Source organism: Empedobacter sp. UBA6745 (assembly GCF_002453775.1).
In the GTDB taxonomy this organism is placed as follows: Bacteria; Bacteroidota; Bacteroidia; order Flavobacteriales; family Weeksellaceae; genus Empedobacter; species Empedobacter falsenii_C.
In genome coordinates, this window is record NZ_DKHL01000057.1 from 136,510 (window position 1) to 155,875 (window position 19,366).

The window sequence follows — 19,366 nt, forward strand, 5'->3', positions numbered from 1 at the left end:
GTGATATTGAAAAATGTCACTTCTGTTTTTGCTTATGAAAGTTCTTCGTTTTTTAACAATCGTTTCTTTTTTAGCATTAATCGTTTCAATTAAGATTAGTGCACAATCAGGTATTTCTGTAAGTCCTCCAAGGACTTATTTTACGTTAAACCCTGGTGAGTCTGAGCGTAAAAAGATTATGGTAACCAATGTAAGCGATGTACATACATTAGAGTTATCGGTTTCTTTTAAGGATTGGAAGTATGATGAGTTTGGAGGTAATGTTGTCTCTGAACCTAATACTTTACCAACAAGTAATGCAAACTGGATCACAGTTTTACCAAGCAATACATTTACACTTTTGCCAAGAGAATCGAAAGAAATAGAAGTTCTGATGCAAGTTCCTGAAAAGATAAATGCAGAGAGTGTGCATACTACGATGATGTACATCACGCAAACAAATCCGATCGATGGACAAAACAAAAGTGGAGAAAATATTAAAATCTCCATTCGTACAGGTGTCAAAATTTATCAACGATTAAATATTGCGCGTGATACAAATGTTGAGTTTACAAATTTTGTTTACGATAAAACTGAAAATCGTTTGGTGTTAAATATTTCGAATGAAGGAAATGTTTGGAGCGAAGGAACGATTAGAAATGAAATCATTAATCAAGAAAATGGTCAACAAATAAAATTGCAAGATGCAGTTTTTTATAGTTTACCAAATGATAAAAGAATTGTATATATACCATTGCCAAAGGATTTGCCAAAAGGTTCGTATATTGTTACCTCAACTTTAAGTTTTGAGAAAGATGATCAATTGAAAATTGCTGAATTGACGTTCTCAAATGATAAATAGTAATTCGTTTCAGAAAATAGTTTCAACAATTACATTATTGTTGACAATAGCGGTTTCTGCTCAGTTTACATTAAATGCCCACAATAATGGTTGGGTGCAGGTAAATGGAAGTAGTGGAGTTACGGTGACTAATGTTGTGGCTGTAGAAATGCACATGTCTGGTGCTTTAAATTATAAAAATTGGTCTTTAGTTGCGCGTGTTGTTTCGCCTATTGTAAATTCTCAGAAAAAAGAATTTCCTGTCGAAAAACTGAAGCTAAAATTCAATAATTATACAACTTCTCAATATTATTCAGAGAATTATCCTACGCTAAATCAATTAGGAGTTATTCAGAATAACATCGCGATGAGTTTTTCACCAAACTATTTTATCCGAAATTCTCCTTTAACAATTGCAACACCAGCAGGAAAATATGGTGCAATTGTACTGAATTATGATATTGTGATTGATGCAGGAGCATATCTAAATCCTCTAAAATCATGGAACAATTATCCAATTCAATTCGAGTTTTCTTTATTGAATGAATTTGGAACCCTGATTGGTAAAAGTCTTTTTTCGATTGAAATGCAAATTAGTCCAAACGGAAATTATGAACCAGTTCCGACGCTTTCTATTGCGGTCGATGGTTCTGCTGTAAATGGAGAATTGGTTTTCAATACGATACAAGATTATAAAAATGGTGTGAAGAAAGAATATCAAAATGGCTTAATTGTTTCTTCTGATACAGCTTACGATATTCAAGTTTCGTCGATTAATCAATATTTACAATCAAGTGATGCGCAGAATTTGGAATTAAATTCAATCAATGTTCAGATAAAAGACATCGAAACAAATAATCTTTCTAAGGTTATAAAACTTTCGAATTACAATCAATCATTGATGACGAATAGTTCTAAAACAGCTTCAAAAAAGTATAATATTATTTATTATACAACTCCGTCGGATAATAAAATTTTGAATAGCAAACCTGGGAATTATTCAACTTCTTTGTTGTACACGATTACACCTTTGTAAAACAATATGTTCTTTTCAATCAATTATTTTCGGAGCGTATTTTTTATTCTGCTTGTGCTTGTTAGCGGACAAAATTTGCGTGCTCAAACAATAAATAACGGATTGAAATTTAGTACAATAAAAGAAGTTAAATTAGAAGATAGCAACAACTTTTCTGTTATTCTTCAATTAGAAAATACAACCAATGATACGATAAATGCTCGTCTGGCACTTAAAATCCCTTCGGCTATAAAATCGTATTCGCAAGATAATCTTCAAATAAAAATCAATCCAAACAAGAAGGCTTTTATTCCTATGCAATTTACGGTGAGTAAATCGCAAATGGCTGGGAAATTAGATTTAGAATTCAATATTATTGATTTTTTAAGTAAAAAAGAAATAGGAAAATCTGTTACTTCAGTTGTTGTTTTGCAAAAGAGAAACATCAAAATTTTTCCTGTCCAGAGTAATATTTTTTACCGTCAAGAAGGAGATTCTATTCATTATGAATTAAAAGTAATGAATATGGGAAATCAAGCCGAAGAAATTTTGTTAACCAATGTACTTCCTGATTTCAGAGGAAGTTATACTTATAATAACAAACGACTTATAGTTGAAGCTTTTCAAGAAAAAATTGTTCGATTTTCTAAATATGTAGACCGAGATATGATTAAAATTGAAAGTTTTCAGGCAAATGTTTCGGGTTATACAACGACCAAAGATTTTGCAGGAAATGTGTTTTTTACGATACAGAATGCAAGTTCCAATCGTGTGTATATAGATCCAACAATGCTAAATCAGAATTGGACCAATTTTTCTTCAAATTATGTTCGATTAACTGCTCGCGATATTAATTCTGCTAATGCGAATTATAACTTAATGGCTCATCAAGAATTTTCGGTTGGGTTGAATGAATTTGCATATAATATTAATGGAACAACTTGGAATAAGAATCAAGACATGGTTTTGACAGATTCTTGGGTGAAATATCAACGCAAAGACAAAGGAATTTTAATCGGATCAATCAATAACAACGATTTTGATATTCCAGTTAACGGACGAGGAGTGATGTTGTTTAATAATTATGATAAGAATGATAACCGAATTGTAGTCGGAACGGTCGAAAAAAATTATAATTTATTAGATGATTTGAGTAATGATGTTTTCAAGAATAGCAACACAACTTTTGCGAATGGACGATTTTTGATAAAAGATAAAAACGAATTAGAAACAACCGCTTTATTTGATAGAAATTATTCGACAACGGACTTTGTTTTGACAAATGGTTACAAATGGATTACGCCAAATAAGTGGAATCACTCGGTGAAATTTGGGTATGGTTTGTCAAAATTTAAAGAGACAAATGATGTCGAAAATTCATTATCAGTTTCTGCAAATGTTTCAGGAACAATAGGTAAATTTGATTTTTATAGTTCCAATTATTACAGCTCAGGATATTATCCTGGAACGCGACGTGGAGCTTTGTATCTGAATCAGCGTTTGCAACGTACGTTTTCTAAATTTTCGTTGTGGTCTTCGTTAACGATTACGAATAACAATCCGAAATCTATCGATCCGTATTTGATTAATTATATGCAAGCAAATGAGTCGAAAACGTTGCGTTTTGAGACGGGTATATCATTCAAATTGGCAAGTCATTTTAATGTTTCGATTTCTCCTAAATTGAATTTAGAAAAATCAAATATTCTGAATTATGAGACGTTTAAGTATATGCCGATGGACTTTAAATCAGCTTATTTGAACGGAACATTTACGTGGTTGTCTAATTCTCGTGTGCATCAGTTGGTGTTGAATGCTTTGGGAGGATTTTCTGAACTAAAAGAATTGAGAAATGCTGATCCAATTGTTTATGGACAATTAACGTGGAGTGTTAAAAACTTTCAGTTAAACTCAATTTATCAACGAGGAAGTATGATGATTGCAGAAGTATATTCGACGAATAATCTAAATCATCAATTAGAACGTTTTACAACTTCGGCGAGTTTTCGTCAAAGCTTTTTTCAGAAAAAATTGAATACAGCAGTTTCTACTTATTATAATATTGACAAAAATTTTGGAAATACCTTAACTTTTGGAGCTTCTTTAGATTATCAACCAATTGATAATTTTATTGTGAGTACACAAGCGAATTTTAGCCATTACGATTCGAAAACATTGAATAGCAAACAAACTTATTTGCAAGTTGGTGTACAATATAATTTGCCTGCGAAACGTACTGTGACAGATGTAAAAGACGGAACATTAAATTTGTTTGTGTTTTATGATTACAATGCAAATGGTATTTTTGATGAAGGTGATAAAGTGGCTGATAGTCGTAATGTAAAGATAAATGAAACTAACTTTATTACAGATTTAGAAGGAAATATCAAGTATAAAAAAGTGCCTTATGGTAATTATTTAATCAAACTTCCTGGACAAAAATGGTTTGCACAAGATTATGCGGTTAATATTAATTCTAAAACGACTTCTATTTCTATTCCAATGCAACAAACTGGTGTTGTGAGAGGAAAAGTTGAGTATGAATTATCTTCAAATTTGGAGTATCAGGTTTCGGCAAATTTATTCGGTTTTACGTTGATTTTTAATCACGAAAATGGACAGATTTTTACAGTTAAAACAAATGATAGAGGTGAATATACAGCTTTTTTACCTGTCGGAAATTATACGTTTCACCTTTTAGAAAATAGTTTGCCAGAACATGTTTATGCAAAAACATATTTGAATAAAATAACGGTAGAAAAGGAACAAAATACAGAATATGAACCGCTTATCCTGAAAATTAAGGAGCGAAAAGTTAACATCAAACGTTTTGGGAGTTAATGGATATTTTGATTTACTTTGTATCAAAATAAACTCTAAATGCCACTAACTTTTTGTCATCCAGCAATTGTTCTTCCGTTAAAAAAGTTAAAATCGAATTGGTTTTCGATGACGGGATTAATCATTGGTTCGATGTCGCCAGATTTAGAATATTTCTCTCGAATGGAGATTGTAGCGACGCACAGTCATTTGTTCTGGGGTGTTTTGTATTTTGACTTACCAATTGCTCTTATTTATTGTTTCGTTTTTCACTTATTTGTCCGAAATGTTTTAATTCATCATTTACCAAACTTTTTAAAAGAACGATTTGTTCAATTCCTAACTTTCGATTGGATTGATTATTTCAATAAACATTGGTTAATTGTTGTTATTTCAATTATAATAGGAGCTTATTCACATCTTTTTTTTGGATGCTTTTACTCACGAATGGGGATATTTTGCGAAATTAATTACAACTTTAGAGGAAACTTGGTTTCAAATTCCTTTCAATAATTTCGAAGTAAAAGTGTATAAATTTCTACAACATTTTAGCACATTTTTAGGTGCAGTTTTTATTGCTTTTTGGATTTATAAAATACCAAAACAAACCCTTCCTAAAACTAAACTTGATTACATTTTTTGGTTAAAAGTAGTTCTATTTACAACAATTATTTCCGCAATACGATTTGTTTTCTTCCCAATAGAAATTGGATTAGGCAACATCATTGTCGTTATCGGAATGAGCGTTTTTTTGAGTTTGGTTATTTTTGGGATAAAGGAGAAAGTTTTTTAATCTTTCATTTTAACAATATTTTTCTCCGTTTTTCTGTAATTTCAAATCGCTTACATAAGTTTTTATAAACTGTACATTGCTTCGAGGACATATGAGTAATCCTTTCTCCGAATTAATAACGACATAACTATCTAACCCATCAATAATAATAGCTTTGTCTTGCGTAGAATAAATAAAATTATTTTTGGCGTTGTAACCAGAAAAGTGTTTACATAATAATGTATTGTGATTTTCGTCCTGATCTTCACCTGTATATTTATACTTTTCGTTGATTGCCGACCAAGTTCCAATATCACTCCAGCCAAAAGTTGTCGGAATGACATAAACATTATCTGCTTGCTCTAAAATTCCTTTGTTGATAGAAGTTACATCTAACGTTGTGTAAATAGGTTTTAACGTTTCTGTATTCTGTAAAGAACGATCAAGATCAAAATACTTTTTCAAAGTTTCTTTCATCGAAGGTAAATGTTGTTGAAAAGCTTTTACAATACTATCTACAGACCAAATAAGGATTCCTGTATTCCAAATAAATTCGCCACTTGTTATAAAAGATTCAGCAAATTCTAAATCAGGTTTATCGATATAAGATTTTACTTTTTTTATAGGTGTTATATTTTCGATGAACTGAATATAACTGTAATTAACATCTGGTCGTGTTGGAGCTACTCCCAAAGTAATCAATCTATCGTTGTCAGCATCCTCGAAAGCAAGATTTACTTTTTCTACAAATTCATCTTCATCAAAAATAAAATGATCTGAAGGAGAAATTATCAATTTTGCATTTGGATTAATTTGTTGGATTGTCATTGCGGCCAATAAATTACAAGCTGCGGTATTCATGACTCTTGGTTCGATGATAAAATTTTTATCCTCAAAATCTGGTAATTGTTCTTTTACAATCTCTTTATAATCTTGAATAGTTACAATGAAAATATTTTCTTGCGGAACGACTTTTTTAAGGCGATTATACGTTAATTGAATAAAAGTTTTTCCTATTCCTAATAAATCATGAAATTGTTTTGGTTTTTTAATTGTACTCAAAGGCCATAATCTCACTCCTGTACCACTGGCAAGGATAACAGCGTAGTTATCTTTATTATTCATGATTGTCTTTTAAAGTTTATTTACAGTTGCAGTTGCGTTTATCAAATATTTTTTCTTGGTTTTCAACTCTAAACAAAGATACCTTAATTTTCTTTTAGATTCTTTTTTAAAGATTCTTTTTCCTATCGAAAATATTGTACCATCCTCCAAATCTTCAAGATAAATTTGAGCAGGATTTTTATCATCTATAATATATTTTGAGATATTAATATCTGCTCCTAAACTCGCTTTCGGATGTTTGGCATGATGAAGAATATACGGTTGCAATTCTTCGGGATAAATGTGAAGAGATTCTAATAATAAATGCCCAAAAATGGTTTTCCATTCTTTTCCATGCGGATTTATTTTACGCGAATCAAACTGAACAAAAGTTTTGAGATGCGCCACTTCATGTGTAAAAACAAAAAAGAAAGCATACTGATTTAAGTCGCCATTCACTGTAATTTGATGACGATTATTTTCGACCAATTTGCGATAATCTCCCAACTTAGTTTCACGTCTTCTTGTAATTTTTAACGTTATAAAATGATTTTCTAACCACTTTTTTACATACAAGTCTGCATTATGAGGGAGATAAGAAGTTAAATGTTCTAAATTCACATTGTGCAAGATAAATAAAAAGCCTTTCCAATAAAAATATTAATTTTGTCGTAATGAAACTAATCGAAAATTTAGGGTCATACTTTATGCTTATGGGTAAAGTATTTAGCAAACCTCAAAAATTGAGCGTTTTCTGGAAATTGACCGTTAGAGAAATATATGATTTAGGTGTCAACTCTTTGGGAATTGTAACCTTTATCTCAACATTTATGGGTGCAGTTGTAGCAATACAAATGGCGAAAAACTTTCAGGGAGCGTCTATTCCTGTTCCAGATGCTTACATTGGTTATGCGACCAAAGTGGTTTTGGTGTTAGAGTTTGCCCCAACCATTATGTCGCTAATTTTAGTTGGTAAAGTAGGTTCGTACATCGCATCGAGTATCGGAACTATGCGTGTTACAGAACAAATTGACGCGTTAGATGTAATGGGGATCAATTCTGCAAACTTCTTGATTTTACCAAAAATTATCGCCTGTGTATTTTTCAATCCTTTATTGGTTATGATTTCTATCGGATTTGGATTATTAGGAGGTTACTACATTGGTGTTTTTACAAAACTATGGTCTGCAGCCGATTTTATTACAGGTTTACAAATGAATATGGCAACAAAATTGTTTGTCTATACATTCCTTAAAACAATGGTATTCGCGTTTGTTATCGCAACAATTCCGGCATATTATGGTTATAAAGTAAAAGGAGGTTCGTTAGAAGTTGGTCGTTCTGCAACAACAGCTGTTGTATGGACATCAGTAGCAATTATTGTGATCAATTTAATATTAACACAAACAATTTTGAGCTAATGATTGAGGTAAAAGATATCAGAAAATCATTTGATGCAGTAGAAGTTCTGAAAGGTTTTTCTGTCACTTTCGAGAAAGGAAAAGTTAGTTTGATTATTGGTCAAAGTGGTTCTGGAAAAACAGTTTTCTTGAAAAATTTGATTGGATTATTAACACCAACTTCAGGTCAAATTTTGTACGAAGGAGATAATATGATCGAGTTTGATTACAAAGAAAAACAACGTTTACGTTCAGAAATTGGAGTAGTTTTCCAAGGTTCGGCTTTGTATGATACGATGAATATTGTAGAAAATGTAAAATTTCCATTGCAAATGTTTTCGGATATGTCAAATGCTGATGCCGAAAAACGTGCGCGTGAAGTGTTAGATCGTGTAGAAATAGCTCGTACAGCGCTTAAAAAATATCCGTCAGAAATATCTGGAGGAATGCAAAAACGTGTGGCGATTGCGCGCGCGATTGTAAATAATCCAAAATATTTATTTGCAGATGAACCTAACTCAGGTCTAGATCCAAAAACAGCTTTGGTAATTGATCAATTGATCTACGATATTACAAAGGAATTAAATACTACTACAATTATCAATACACATGATATGAACTCGGTAATGGAAATCGGGGATCATATTGTATTTTTAAAGAATGGATATTTAGAATGGGAGGGAAACAAAGACGAAATTTTAGTTGCTGATAATCCTGCTGTGATAGATTTTGTTTACTCATCCAACCTATTCAAAAAATTAAGAGAAGCTTTACTTAAAGAAAAATAAAAAACATGAAAAAATTATTATTTACAGCTTTAGTTGCTGTTTCATCATTTGCTTCTGCTCAAAGTATAGATTTTGGTGCAAAAGCGGGGATTGTATTTAACGCAGACAATGGGTTCTGGGAAGGAATGGGTGAAGTTTCTGAAGGAAATGGATCTACTGGTTTTCAAGTGGGTGCTATGTTAAGAGCTCGTTTTGCAGGATTCTATGTTCAACCAGAATTAATGTATACGCAATTCAAAAACGAATATGATGTTGATGGACAAAAACTGAATGTAACTAAAAAACGTATGGATATTCCTGTAAATGTTGGAAAAAGATTTTTAGGAATCGGACATATTCAAGCTGGTCCAGTTTTCTCTTACTATTTTGATGATAAATTATCTGTAAAAGATTTTACAACTGCAAAACAAGACGAATTTAATGTCGGAATGCAAATTGGTGCAGGTGTAGAAGTTTCTAAATTATTATTCGATTTACGTTACGAATTCGGTTTAGGAAAAGTTGGATCTGACATTTTGAACGGATCAAATGGACAATATAGAACAGAAAATCGTCCGCAAATGTTAAACTTATCAGTAGCATATTTATTCTAAAAGGTTGTTTGTAAATAAATTTATTGGATATATTTGTTCCAAATTGTATTTTTGCAACCTCGTAAATTATTAAAATGGCAAAAAATAATAAAAAAGAAGAATTCGCTACAGAGCAATTCGTAGAAAAATTAGATAGAACAGCTTTCAACGTAGAGTTTTTTGTTGAAAAATATGCTAAAGCAATTGGTATTGGTTTAGGAGTAATTATTGTAGCTGTTTTAGGTTATTTTGCTTACTTAAAATTAGTCGTAGAACCTAAATCAGAAGACGCTTTCAAAGAAATGGTTCAAGCAGAACGTCTTTTTGATCAAGATTCTATTAACGTTGCTCTTAATGGTAGCGCAGGAAGTTTCCAAGGTTTACAACAAATTGTTGATGAATATGGAAATACTGATGCTGGTAATTTAGCACGTTTCAAAGCGGCAAGTTCTTATTATAAATTAGGAGATTACGCATCTGCGGTAAAATTATTAGAAGATTTTGACACAGATGACAATGTAATGTTGGCGCAAAAATATGGTATGTTAGGAAATGCATTAGTTGCTTCTAACAAATTAGAAGAAGGTTTACCTTACTATGTAAAAGCTGCTGAAGCGACAGAAGTTGAAACATTACAATCGACTTACTATACAAAAGCGGGTGAAATTGCGATGGAATTAGGTAAAAATGCTGATGCTTTAAAATATTTTCAAGCTTTAGAGGATAAATATCCAAATGCAAATAATGGTGAAACTGCGAAGTTTATTGAGCGTTTAAAATACGCTTCTGAAACTGCGAAATAATTCACTTCAAAAGATAATTACAAGCCGAACAATTTGTTCGGCTTTTTTTATTGATTCAAATCAAAGTTTATCCTAAATCATTTTTGTAATTTTACCATTCAAATTTTAAACAAAATGGCAACAGAAAATAAAAATTTATCTCAATATAATAAAGCAGAATTACCAAATGTAGCGGGCTCTAAGTTTGCAATCATTACATCTGAATGGAATAATCATATCACATTTAATTTACGAGATGGAGCAAAAGATACATTGATTGATTTGGGCGCAAATCCTGATGATGTTACATTATATGAAGTTCCTGGTAGTTTTGAGTTGATTTATGGAGCTGATAAAGTCGCGCAAGTTCATCCAGATTTGGACGGAATTATCGTTGTTGGATGTGTGATTCGTGGAGCAACAGCGCATTTTGATTATGTTTGTCAAGGTGTGACACAAGGTGTAAAAGATTTGAATATCAAACACAATATGCCAATTATTTTTTGTGTTTTAACGGACGAAAATGAACAGCAATCAATTGATCGTTCTGGCGGAAAACATGGAAATAAAGGAGTTGAAGCTGGTGTAGCTGCGGTTATGATGGCGGATATGAAAAAGAAATTAGGTAAATAATTTCAGCATAATAGATTCAAAGCTTTATCGATGCCAATAGCAGAAGATTTTAAATCAATTTATACGAAAAATTGGGAAATTTATTTTTCTCAATGTGATCCGACAGGTAAAATGAAATTGTCTGAAATGGCAAATCTTTTTCAATTAACAGCTTCAGAACATGCGATAAAAGGAGGTTTGGGATTCTTTGATTTACAAGAATTTAATCAATCTTGGGTAATGAATCGACTTCGAATAGAAATTGATGAATTACCTTCTTGGACAGATTTTGTTGATGTAAAAACGTGGATTGAGGTGCTGAAAGGTGCAAAATCTATTCGTGATTTTACGATTGAGAAAAATGGAAAAAAATTAATTGGAGCTTCAAGCTTGTGGGCGGTTTTCAATACAGAAAAACGTCGTCCGGATATTCTTCAACTTGATTCATCTCACATTGAACGTTTTCCAAATCTGAAACCTACAGAAGTCGAAAATTCTATTTTGAGCATAGACTTCGAGCCGACAGAAGTTGTTCAATATAAAGTTCAATTCTCTGATTTGGATATCGTAAAACACGCAAATAATACCAAATATTTGGATTGGTGCTTGAATATTATTGATCCTGAAATTATATTGAAACATCGTATCAAAGCGATTGATATGAATTTCTTGAAAGAATTAAGTTTACATGACGAAATAGAAATCCAGAAATTAGAAACGGAGCATTTAATTCAGTTTAAAATTGTTAATCAAGAAAAAGTAAACTTTGTTTGTCGATTGGAGTTGAGGTAGGGTTATTTGAATAGATATCAAACTGAATTTATTTCAGCTTATCATTAAATTTGTATATTATTCTAGTTAATAATAAAAAAGGTTTCATTACGAAACCTTTTTTATCTATTTTTCTTTTGTCAAAACAAATTTTATAGAATCAGCCGATTCGATTTTCTTTTGATTCTTATTTAACTGGATAATTTTTCCTTCTTCAACTAAAAAAGCATTCGGAACATTGGCAATTTCAGGAAAAACAATTGTATTTCCATCTTCTTTAAACTGAAAAGTTCCAGTTGTCATAATAGCCATTTTATCTAACCCCAAACGTTTTGTAGAATAAACATATCCTTTGTTTGGTAATAGTTTTATTTCCATTTCAACCTCTTTGCAATCTTTCTCGTAACAAGGCAAAATTCCTTTGTAAGCTCCTTCGTATTGAATAGATTCTTCTGCAGTTTTTGCTTCAACTTTTACTGAATCTTCTACATTTTCTACTTCATTTTTTACAGGTTCTGTTTCGCTTTTACAACTTGACACAACAAAAGCTGCGATTGTAAATGTGGCTAAAATTATTTTTTTCATTTTTTAGAATTTGATTTAAAGGTAAGTAAATTTTGAGCCAAAAAAAATCCTTCCGAATATTTTCAGAAGGATTTATATAATGTTTTGTAATCTTATTCGATTAGAAAATTTCTTTCGCAGCAAAGTGGAAAGCAGCTTCAATAGCAGCATTTTCGTCAGAATCAGAACCGTGAACAGCGTTAGCATCGATAGATTCAGCGTATTTAGCACGGATTGTACCTTCTGCAGCCTCAGCTGGGTTAGTAGCACCGATTAAAGTACGGAAATCAGCAACTGCGTTGTCTTTTTCTAAAACTGCAGCAACGATTGGTCCAGAAGTCATGAATTCTACTAAATCCTTGAAGAAAGGACGCTCTGCGTGGATAGCGTAAAATGCTTCAGCATCTTGTTTTGCTAATTGAGTCATTTTAGCTGCTTTGATTTTGAAACCAGCGTCAGTAATGTCTTTTAAAATATCTCCGATGTGTCCTTTTGCAACTGCATCAGGCTTAATCATTGTGAATGTAATGTTTGCCATTTTATTGAATTGTATTTATTACTTAATTTTTGAGGTGCAAAATTACAAAAATGATTCGAATGTTTGCGTTTTATGATTAAAATTTCTTGTTTTAATAAAATACATTAATTGTTATTCATTTAAGATTATTCCAATTCGATAATATTTTTTATTTTTAAGAAAAATCTAATAACTTATGAATACAAATAATCTTTCCACATTTCATCATAAAACGAAGCTCAAAAAGGTTGGTGATAAATATTTTCTGCCTTTCGAAATTTGGAATTATTTGGATTTAGGTTGGATGCTTTTACTTATTTTGTTGTTTACTTATGCCTCAAGTGAAATCAATATTATTTTTATTTCAATGATTGTAATTTTTGGAATCCGAATAATAACGACAATTAATGATAGATTTTTTGTAGAAATTAAAACATCAAAATCGTTAAGTGAGAATATTAATTTAATCAAAGAATTAGCGCAGCGACAACATAATTTTACAGAATCGTTGGATGAACAAGGTTTGTTTCTTTTTGAATATTCAGAACGAAATATTTTTTATAAATACAATTATCGAAGAAGAGATTATATCGAAACAGTTGTAATTTATTGTGAAGACAATTCGATTTGGATGAACTCTTTTAATCAACGTTATTTAGGAATTTTTAGACGATATAATCTAAAACAATGGATAAAATTAATCCAATTAAAAAGCGAGAATTAATCTCGCTTTTTAGTTTTAATATCTTTCGATTAAATCGTTTCCTATTTCGTTGATAGAATCATCAGTTTCTTTTGGGTTTGGTCCCCATTGATTAGAACCTGGTTGGCTATCTGTAATAAAGAATATTAATAAAATAAGATTTCCTCCAGGTATAAAAGTTAATAAATAAAACCATCCACTTTTTCCTGTGTCATGCAATCTCCTACTTATTAAAGCTAATCTTGGTATAAGAGTTATTAAAAAAAATAAAATGATTATTCCTCCGATAGTATATGAAACTATGTCTGATATATTTATAAATTTAAATAAACAAATGAAAGATATTAAAAAAAATATAGTATTAACTAAAGTTGTATACCAAAATTCACTTCTGCGGGCTCTTCCAGAGAAGTTAGCGTAATTGTCAAACATTACTCGTCTGTATATTTCAAACATAAATTAGGTTATTAAATTATGTTAAATATATTAAAAATAAATTTTATTACGCAACTCTTAATCTGCTTTTAAACGTTTAGTTTTGAACATTTCTGTCTTATAATTAATAATAAAAACACCAAGAATAATTAGAATTGTAGCGACAATAAACTTCGATGAAATCTGTTCGTCAAGAACTAACCAACCCAAAATAATTGCAATAATCGTATTGAAATAAGATAGAATAGAAACTTGAATCGGAGAAATTTTGGTCAACGCATAATGAAATGAAAAAAACGTAATCACAGAACCAAAAACAGCTAAATAAAGCATGGCAGAAATACTTTTTGTACTCCAATTCTCGAAGTTGTAATTTTCTGTAAAAGCGAAAGCAAAAATAATTTGTACAATTCCAGCAAATATAAATTGGTAAAAAAGATTGAGAGAAATATTTTTGGATTGAATATTCATTTTTTTTGTAAAAATAGTTCCTGTTGCCCAACCTGTAATCGCACAAAAAAGTAAAATAATTCCAGTTCTAAATGCTGGATTTGCTAATTCTTGAATTCCGTCCCAAAATATAAAAATGACGCCTCCAAAACAAAGTAAAACGCCTAATAATCCGCGGTAACTAAATTTTTGTAAACCAATAAAAATACTTCCTAAAAAAACGAGAATAGGTGAGGTTGCACTAATTAATGCAGCTAAACTACTCGATAAATTTTCTTCTGCAACAGTAGTTAAACCATTTGCAGCGATTAACATCAAACTTGAAAATATAAGTTGATAAGACAAATTTTTCCAGCCAATCCATTTTAATTCTTTTTTCGAAAGTAAAATAATTAGCATAATAATTCCTGCCAAAAATTGACGAATTCCAGCTACAAACCAACCTGGAATGGTTTCTACAGCTACACGAATGCCGAGGAAAGTCGTTCCCCAAACAATAGCAACGATGCTTACGGCAATCAATAATTTGATGTCTTTCAAGATTAAAAAAGTTAAAAGTGTTAATTCTAAATAGAGTTATAAAAATAAAAAAAGCGACTTGATTTATCAAGTCGCTTTTGAAGTATTATGATTGAGATTTGTTATTTAACAAAATCTTCTGCTTGTTTTAGTGCAGCATCTAAACCAGAAACCTCTTTACCACCTGCTGTAGCTAAGAAAGCTTGTCCACCTCCGCCGCCATTGATGTGCTTCGCGATTTCTTTTACAATTTGTCCTGCGTTATAACCTTTTTCATCTACAAGGTTTTTTGCGATAGAAATTGTAATCGATGGTTTTACTGCATCATTCGTACCAACAACGATAAATGCATTTTCGATTTCTTTTGTTAAATCAATTGCATTTTGTTTTGCGGCATTTGTATCTAAATTCGTTTTAACCGCTAAGAAATTAACACCATTAATTTCTTTAATCGCAGCTTTCCAAGTCGCTTTTTCAGCAGCAGCTTGTTGCGCAACAAAAGATTCTAATTGTTTTTTCAATTCAGCATTTTCATCTAATAAATGTTGAACCGCTTTTACCGCATCATTTTTCGTTTTAAGTGCAGCCAAAACATCATTGTAGTTTTTCTCAGCATCTTTGTACGCTTCGATAGCTTTGTTTGATGTAATTGCTTCGATACGACGAATACCAGCAGCAGTCGAAGATTCAGATAAAATTCTGAACAAACGAATATCCGCTGTGTTTTTTACGTGTGTACCACCACATAATTCGATTGAAGATCCGAAACGAATAACACGAACTTTATCACCATATTTTTCACCAAATAAAGCCATTGCACCTTCAGCGATAGCTTTGTTGATATCACAATCTCTTTTTTCGATTAATGGTAAAGCTTCTGCAATTTTATCGTTTACTTTTTGCTCAACAATTGCGATTTCTTCATCTGTCATTTTAGAGAAATGAGAAAAGTCAAAACGTAAATAATCATCTCCCACATAAGAACCTTTTTGTTCTACGTGAGTTCCTAAAACTTCGCGTAATGCTTCGTGCATTAAGTGTGTTGCAGAGTGATTTTTCGTTGTCTCGTTACGTTTTTCTGTGTCAACTTTTGCATTGAATGTAGCGTTTACATTTTCTGGTAAAGTTTCAACAAAATGAATCACTAAGTTGTTTTCTTTTTTCGTGTCAACAACTTCAATTGTTTCATTCAAAGTAGAAATAGATCCTGTATCACCAATTTGTCCTCCAGATTCTGCATAGAATGGCGTTTGGTTGAATACTAATTGGAAAAATTCTCCTTTTTTATTTTTTACTTTTCTGTAACGTGTAATTTTTACTTCAGATTCTGTACTATCATAAGCGATAGACGTTTCGTTTCCTTTGTCATCTAAAATAACCCAGTCATCCGTTACCAAAGCAGTTGCTTTTTTCGAACGTTCTTTTTGTTTTGCCATTTCAGCTTCAAAACCAGCTTCATCAATTGTGAAGCCGTGATCTTCTGCTACAATACGAGATAAATCTGCAGGGAAACCAAATGTGTCATATAATTCGAAAATCACATCACCAGGAACAATTTTAGAATCTCCTAATTGCTCAATGATTTGATTTAATCGGTTTAATCCTTGTTCAATTGTACGTAGGAAAGATGCTTCTTCTTCGCGAATAACGCCAGTTACAATTGTTTCTTGTTTCACTAATTCTGGGAAGAAATCGCCCATTTCAGCTTTCAAGATTGGATATAATTTATAGATAAAAGGTTCTTTAAGACCTAAGAAACGATATCCGTAAGAAATTGCGCGACGTAAAATACGACGAATTACATATCCTGCTCCTGTGTTTGATGGTAATTGTCCGTCTGCAATTGCAAAAGAAACTGCACGTAAATGGTCAACTACAACACGAATCGCGATATCTGTTTTTTCTGCTGTTCCGTATTTTACACCAGAAATTTCTTCTAATTTTTGAATTGTTGGTTGAAAAACATCTGTATCATAGTTAGATGATTTTCCTTGTAAAACCATTGCCAAACGCTCAAATCCCATACCTGTATCGATATGGCGAGCCGGTAAAGATTCTAAAGAACCATCCGCTTTACGTTGATATTGCATAAATACCAAGTTCCAAATTTCGATAACTTGTGGATGATCCATATTAACCAATGTTTTACCATCAACGGCTAAACGATCAGTTTCTGGACGAATATCTACGTGGATTTCAGAACATGGTCCGCATGGTCCGATATCACCCATTTCCCAGAAATTATCTTTTTTATTTCCGTAAAGAATTCTGTCTTCCGCAATATGTTGTTTCCAAAGTTCTAATGCTTCTTCATCTAATGATGTTCCGTCACCTTTATCACCTTCAAAAACGGTTACATAAATTTGATCTTTAGAGATTCCGTATTTTTCTGTTAGTAATTCCCATGCCCAAGCGATTGCTTCTTTTTTGAAATAATCACCAAAAGACCAGTTTCCTAACATTTCAAACATCGTGTGGTGGTAAGTATCTTTTCCTACATCATCCAAATCATTATGTTTACCAGAAACACGAAGACATTTTTGTGTATCCGCGATACGATTACTTTTTGGAGTTCCGTTTCCTAAAAAATATTCTTTGAATTGTGCCATCCCCGAATTATTGAACATTAATGTCGGATCGTCTTTCAAAACAATCGGCGCTGAGTCTACTATTAAGTGGCCTTTTGTCTCAAAAAAATGCAGAAATTCTTTTCTTATATCTTTGGATTTCATCTAATTAAATTATTTTTATCATTTGATTAACAAGTTTACTCGTACAATATTCGTTACTTTGCAAACGTTTTACAAAGATAATAAAAGGTTGGTTAAGTAATGGAAAATAAAAACTATAAGTATAATTCTGTGAAATTTTTGATGAGTTGGGCAAAGAAAAGAGTTCAAAAAACTCCTAAAACAGCATTATACGTATTACTATTTTTATGTCTATCGACAATATCTGCTGGTATGATTGGATATCATTTTAATGATTCTGAATATGCATCGAGAGCAGGAAAATTCAAAGACGACAAAAGCAAATTATTGGCTGAGTTGGAAAGAATGGAAAATGAAAATCAGCAATTACATAAAAAATTCAAAGAAGTAGAAGAAGCTTTGACAGAAATCGAAGAAAAAGATCGCAATATTTATCGTACAATTTATGATATGCGTGTCAATGAAAACATCGATTCTGTAAACAAAGAAATTGATAATTATACAGCAGAAGATATTGAGAAATTAATCGATAAAATCGAAATTGAATCAAAATCGTTGGACGAAGTGTTTCGTTCTGCTGGTGTTAAAGATGCTAATTTATCATCAATGCCAGTTCTAAAACCTGTTGCAGATAAATATGTAAGCAGATTAGCTTCTGGTTATGGATCTCGTTTTCACCCGATCTTGAAAGTGAATAAAATGCACAAAGGTTTAGATTTTGCTGCTTCTACAGGAACACCAATTTATGCAACTGGAGATGGTTCTGTAAAAGTTTCTGAATTTAATTCGGGTTACGGAAATATGGTTGTTTTAAAACACGGAAACGGTTACGAAAGTTTATATGCTCATATGTCGCGTGCTAAAGTTCGTAGTGGACAAAAAGTGAAAAGAGGTGATGTAATTGGGTATGTTGGTTCGACTGGACTTTCTACTGGAGCGCATTTGCATTACGAAATTCACAAGAATGGAGAACCTGTAGATCCGATTATGTATTTCTACAATGATGTTGATCCAGACGATTTCATTAAAATTTATCAAAACTCTAAAAAAATGTCATTATCTTTGGATTAAACGCTGATAATGAACGTAGACCTGCCTGATAAACTATATTACTCGATTGGCGAAGTCGCCAAAGCCTTTGATGTAAATGCATCGTTGATTCGATTTTGGGAAAAAGAATTTGAAATTATTCAACCCAAAAAGAACAAAAAAGGAAATCGATTATTTACCAAAAATGATATTGATTGTTTCAAGAATATCTATTATTTGGTCAAAATAAAAGGCTATACGTTAGAAGGCGCAAAACAAGCGATTGGTAAAAAAGGAATTGCGACAACGACAGATGAAATAGATGTTGTGAAACGATTAGAAAATATAAAAGATGAACTCATCAAACTTAAAATGAGTTTTGAATCGGAAGAAATTTTAGAAAAAGATGAACTGAATTAAGTTCATCTTTTTTGGTTATAAAACTTTTGTTTCAATAAATTTAAAGCCAATTGCAAGTATAAAACTTATAATGATTAAAATCCAGTTTGGTTTTAGTTTAGTTTTTAATTCAAATAGTTTCGAAAAAATTTCAATCATTCTTTCTCGGTCAATAATTAAGATAACAAAGATCAAAACTTGATAAAAAATAGAAGAATTTAGCGCAACAATTTCATAAAAATAATCTTGTAGAATTATATTGATTAAAATTGTGGTTAATAGTAAACATGCAAAAATTCTTGTCCTTCTAAAAAGTAAAGTAATTGCACCGATCACTTCAAAAATTCCAATGATTATTGGATAACCTTTGGTAAAACTATAAAAATTCCACATCAATCGATGACCTTCAGAAAGATGATTATTAATGTTGTTATCCATATTTGTGAATTGAGCTGGTTTTAAAATCCCATACACAAACATTGATATTGAAACCGTAAATATTGCTGCCCAATAGAGTATATAAATTAGTTTTTGTTTCATTTATTTTTTAAAATTATTTAGAATAATCATTACAATTTTTATA

General features: G+C 31.4%; 20 protein-coding genes and 1 pseudogene. 13 read left to right on the forward strand and 8 right to left on the reverse strand.

Annotated features, from left to right (window positions below):
• Positions 1-13 precede the first annotated feature (13 nt).
• The 4 genes and pseudogenes from B4H69_RS16040 (at position 14) to B4H69_RS16475 (ending at position 5,448) form a co-directional block, all read left to right on the forward strand.
• Entirely contained in the window at positions 14-841 is an 828-nt protein-coding gene (locus B4H69_RS16040; RefSeq protein WP_291094876.1) for a molecular chaperone, read from the forward strand.
• Complete coding sequence (locus B4H69_RS16045; protein WP_291094878.1) at positions 831-1,856, forward strand: hypothetical protein; 1,026 nt, start codon at positions 831-833, stop codon at positions 1,854-1,856. Before B4H69_RS16040 ends, B4H69_RS16045 begins: the two co-directional genes overlap by 11 nt.
• Positions 1,857-1,958: 102 nt before the next feature.
• Positions 1,959-4,676 carry a hypothetical protein gene (locus B4H69_RS16050; protein ID WP_291094880.1) on the forward strand — a complete coding sequence of 906 codons (2,718 nt, stop codon included), beginning with the start codon at positions 1,959-1,961 and terminating at the stop codon, positions 4,674-4,676.
• Positions 4,677-4,715: 39 nt separating this feature from the next.
• Positions 4,716-5,448: pseudogene (locus B4H69_RS16475) on the forward strand (DUF4184 family protein).
• Between the two features lie 9 nt (positions 5,449-5,457).
• On the opposite strand, the gene B4H69_RS16060 reads toward B4H69_RS16475, so the two are convergent.
• Both B4H69_RS16060 and B4H69_RS16065 read right to left on the reverse strand, forming a co-directional pair.
• Positions 5,458-6,552, reverse strand: a complete 1,095-nt coding sequence (locus B4H69_RS16060; RefSeq protein ID WP_280045468.1) for a mannose-1-phosphate guanylyltransferase — start codon at positions 6,550-6,552, stop codon at positions 5,458-5,460.
• Between the two features lie 9 nt (positions 6,553-6,561).
• Positions 6,562-7,152 (reverse strand): SprT-like domain-containing protein, encoded by a 591-nt coding sequence (locus tag B4H69_RS16065; RefSeq protein ID WP_180905771.1) that lies wholly within the window; start codon positions 7,150-7,152, stop codon positions 6,562-6,564.
• A 53-nt stretch (positions 7,153-7,205) separates the two neighbouring features.
• On the opposite strand from B4H69_RS16065, the gene B4H69_RS16070 reads away from it, so the two are divergent.
• The 6 genes from B4H69_RS16070 to B4H69_RS16095 all read left to right on the forward strand — a co-directional run bounded on the left by B4H69_RS16070 (position 7,206) and on the right by B4H69_RS16095 (position 11,477).
• On the forward strand, positions 7,206-7,952 hold the full coding sequence (locus B4H69_RS16070) for an MlaE family ABC transporter permease (protein WP_038330976.1): 747 nt from the start codon (positions 7,206-7,208) through the stop codon (positions 7,950-7,952).
• Entirely contained in the window at positions 7,952-8,719 is a 768-nt protein-coding gene (locus B4H69_RS16075; RefSeq protein ID WP_291094885.1) for an ABC transporter ATP-binding protein, read from the forward strand. The genes B4H69_RS16070 and B4H69_RS16075 overlap by 1 nt, the downstream gene beginning before the upstream one ends.
• A gap of 5 nt (positions 8,720-8,724) precedes the next feature.
• Entirely contained in the window at positions 8,725-9,312 is a 588-nt protein-coding gene (locus B4H69_RS16080; protein ID WP_291094887.1) for a porin family protein, read from the forward strand.
• 74 nt (positions 9,313-9,386) lie between these two features.
• Positions 9,387-10,094, forward strand: coding sequence for a tetratricopeptide repeat protein (locus B4H69_RS16085; RefSeq protein WP_125349548.1), 708 nt, complete (start codon positions 9,387-9,389; stop codon positions 10,092-10,094).
• A 114-nt stretch (positions 10,095-10,208) separates the two neighbouring features.
• Positions 10,209-10,706, forward strand: a complete 498-nt coding sequence (gene ribH, locus B4H69_RS16090; RefSeq protein WP_291068657.1) for a 6,7-dimethyl-8-ribityllumazine synthase — start codon at positions 10,209-10,211, stop codon at positions 10,704-10,706.
• A gap of 30 nt (positions 10,707-10,736) precedes the next feature.
• On the forward strand, positions 10,737-11,477 hold the full coding sequence (locus B4H69_RS16095; protein ID WP_291094889.1) for an acyl-[acyl-carrier-protein] thioesterase: 741 nt from the start codon (positions 10,737-10,739) through the stop codon (positions 11,475-11,477).
• 105 nt (positions 11,478-11,582) lie between these two features.
• On the opposite strand, the gene B4H69_RS16100 is transcribed toward B4H69_RS16095, so the two are convergent.
• Together B4H69_RS16100 and B4H69_RS16105 are read right to left on the reverse strand one after the other, a co-directional pair.
• The gene (locus B4H69_RS16100; RefSeq protein WP_280045474.1) at positions 11,583-12,041 is read right to left on the reverse strand and encodes a copper resistance protein NlpE N-terminal domain-containing protein; all 459 of its coding nucleotides are present in this window, start codon (positions 12,039-12,041) and stop codon (positions 11,583-11,585) included.
• Positions 12,042-12,141: 100 nt separating this feature from the next.
• Positions 12,142-12,558: a nucleoside-diphosphate kinase gene (locus B4H69_RS16105; RefSeq protein ID WP_038330990.1), complete on the reverse strand. Its 417-nt coding sequence runs from the start codon at positions 12,556-12,558 to the stop codon at positions 12,142-12,144.
• Between the two features lie 175 nt (positions 12,559-12,733).
• Between B4H69_RS16105 and B4H69_RS16110 the strand changes: the two genes are divergently transcribed.
• Positions 12,734-13,261, forward strand: coding sequence for a hypothetical protein (locus tag B4H69_RS16110; RefSeq protein WP_280045475.1), 528 nt, complete (start codon positions 12,734-12,736; stop codon positions 13,259-13,261).
• A gap of 15 nt (positions 13,262-13,276) precedes the next feature.
• Here the strand turns inward: B4H69_RS16110 and B4H69_RS16115 are convergent, their stop codons facing one another.
• From B4H69_RS16115 to alaS, 3 genes are all read right to left on the reverse strand, one after another.
• Complete coding sequence (locus B4H69_RS16115) at positions 13,277-13,696, reverse strand: DUF805 domain-containing protein (RefSeq protein ID WP_347881523.1); 420 nt, start codon at positions 13,694-13,696, stop codon at positions 13,277-13,279.
• A 57-nt stretch (positions 13,697-13,753) separates the two neighbouring features.
• Positions 13,754-14,665, reverse strand: coding sequence for a DMT family transporter (locus tag B4H69_RS16120; RefSeq protein WP_280045476.1), 912 nt, complete (start codon positions 14,663-14,665; stop codon positions 13,754-13,756).
• Positions 14,666-14,766: 101 nt separating this feature from the next.
• Positions 14,767-17,376 (reverse strand): alanine--tRNA ligase, encoded by a 2,610-nt coding sequence (gene alaS / locus B4H69_RS16125; protein WP_280045477.1) that lies wholly within the window; start codon positions 17,374-17,376, stop codon positions 14,767-14,769.
• 99 nt (positions 17,377-17,475) lie between these two features.
• Between alaS and B4H69_RS16130 the strand changes: the two genes are divergently transcribed.
• Positions 17,476-18,426, forward strand: a complete 951-nt coding sequence (locus tag B4H69_RS16130) for a M23 family metallopeptidase (protein ID WP_280045478.1) — start codon at positions 17,476-17,478, stop codon at positions 18,424-18,426.
• Positions 18,427-18,435: 9 nt separating this feature from the next.
• On the forward strand, positions 18,436-18,804 hold the full coding sequence (locus B4H69_RS16135; RefSeq protein WP_038331000.1) for a MerR family transcriptional regulator: 369 nt from the start codon (positions 18,436-18,438) through the stop codon (positions 18,802-18,804).
• Positions 18,805-18,819: 15 nt separating this feature from the next.
• Here the strand turns inward: B4H69_RS16135 and B4H69_RS16140 are convergent, their stop codons facing one another.
• On the reverse strand, positions 18,820-19,323 hold the full coding sequence (locus B4H69_RS16140) for a hypothetical protein (RefSeq protein WP_280045479.1): 504 nt from the start codon (positions 19,321-19,323) through the stop codon (positions 18,820-18,822).
• Between the last annotated feature and the right edge of the window lie 43 nt (positions 19,324-19,366).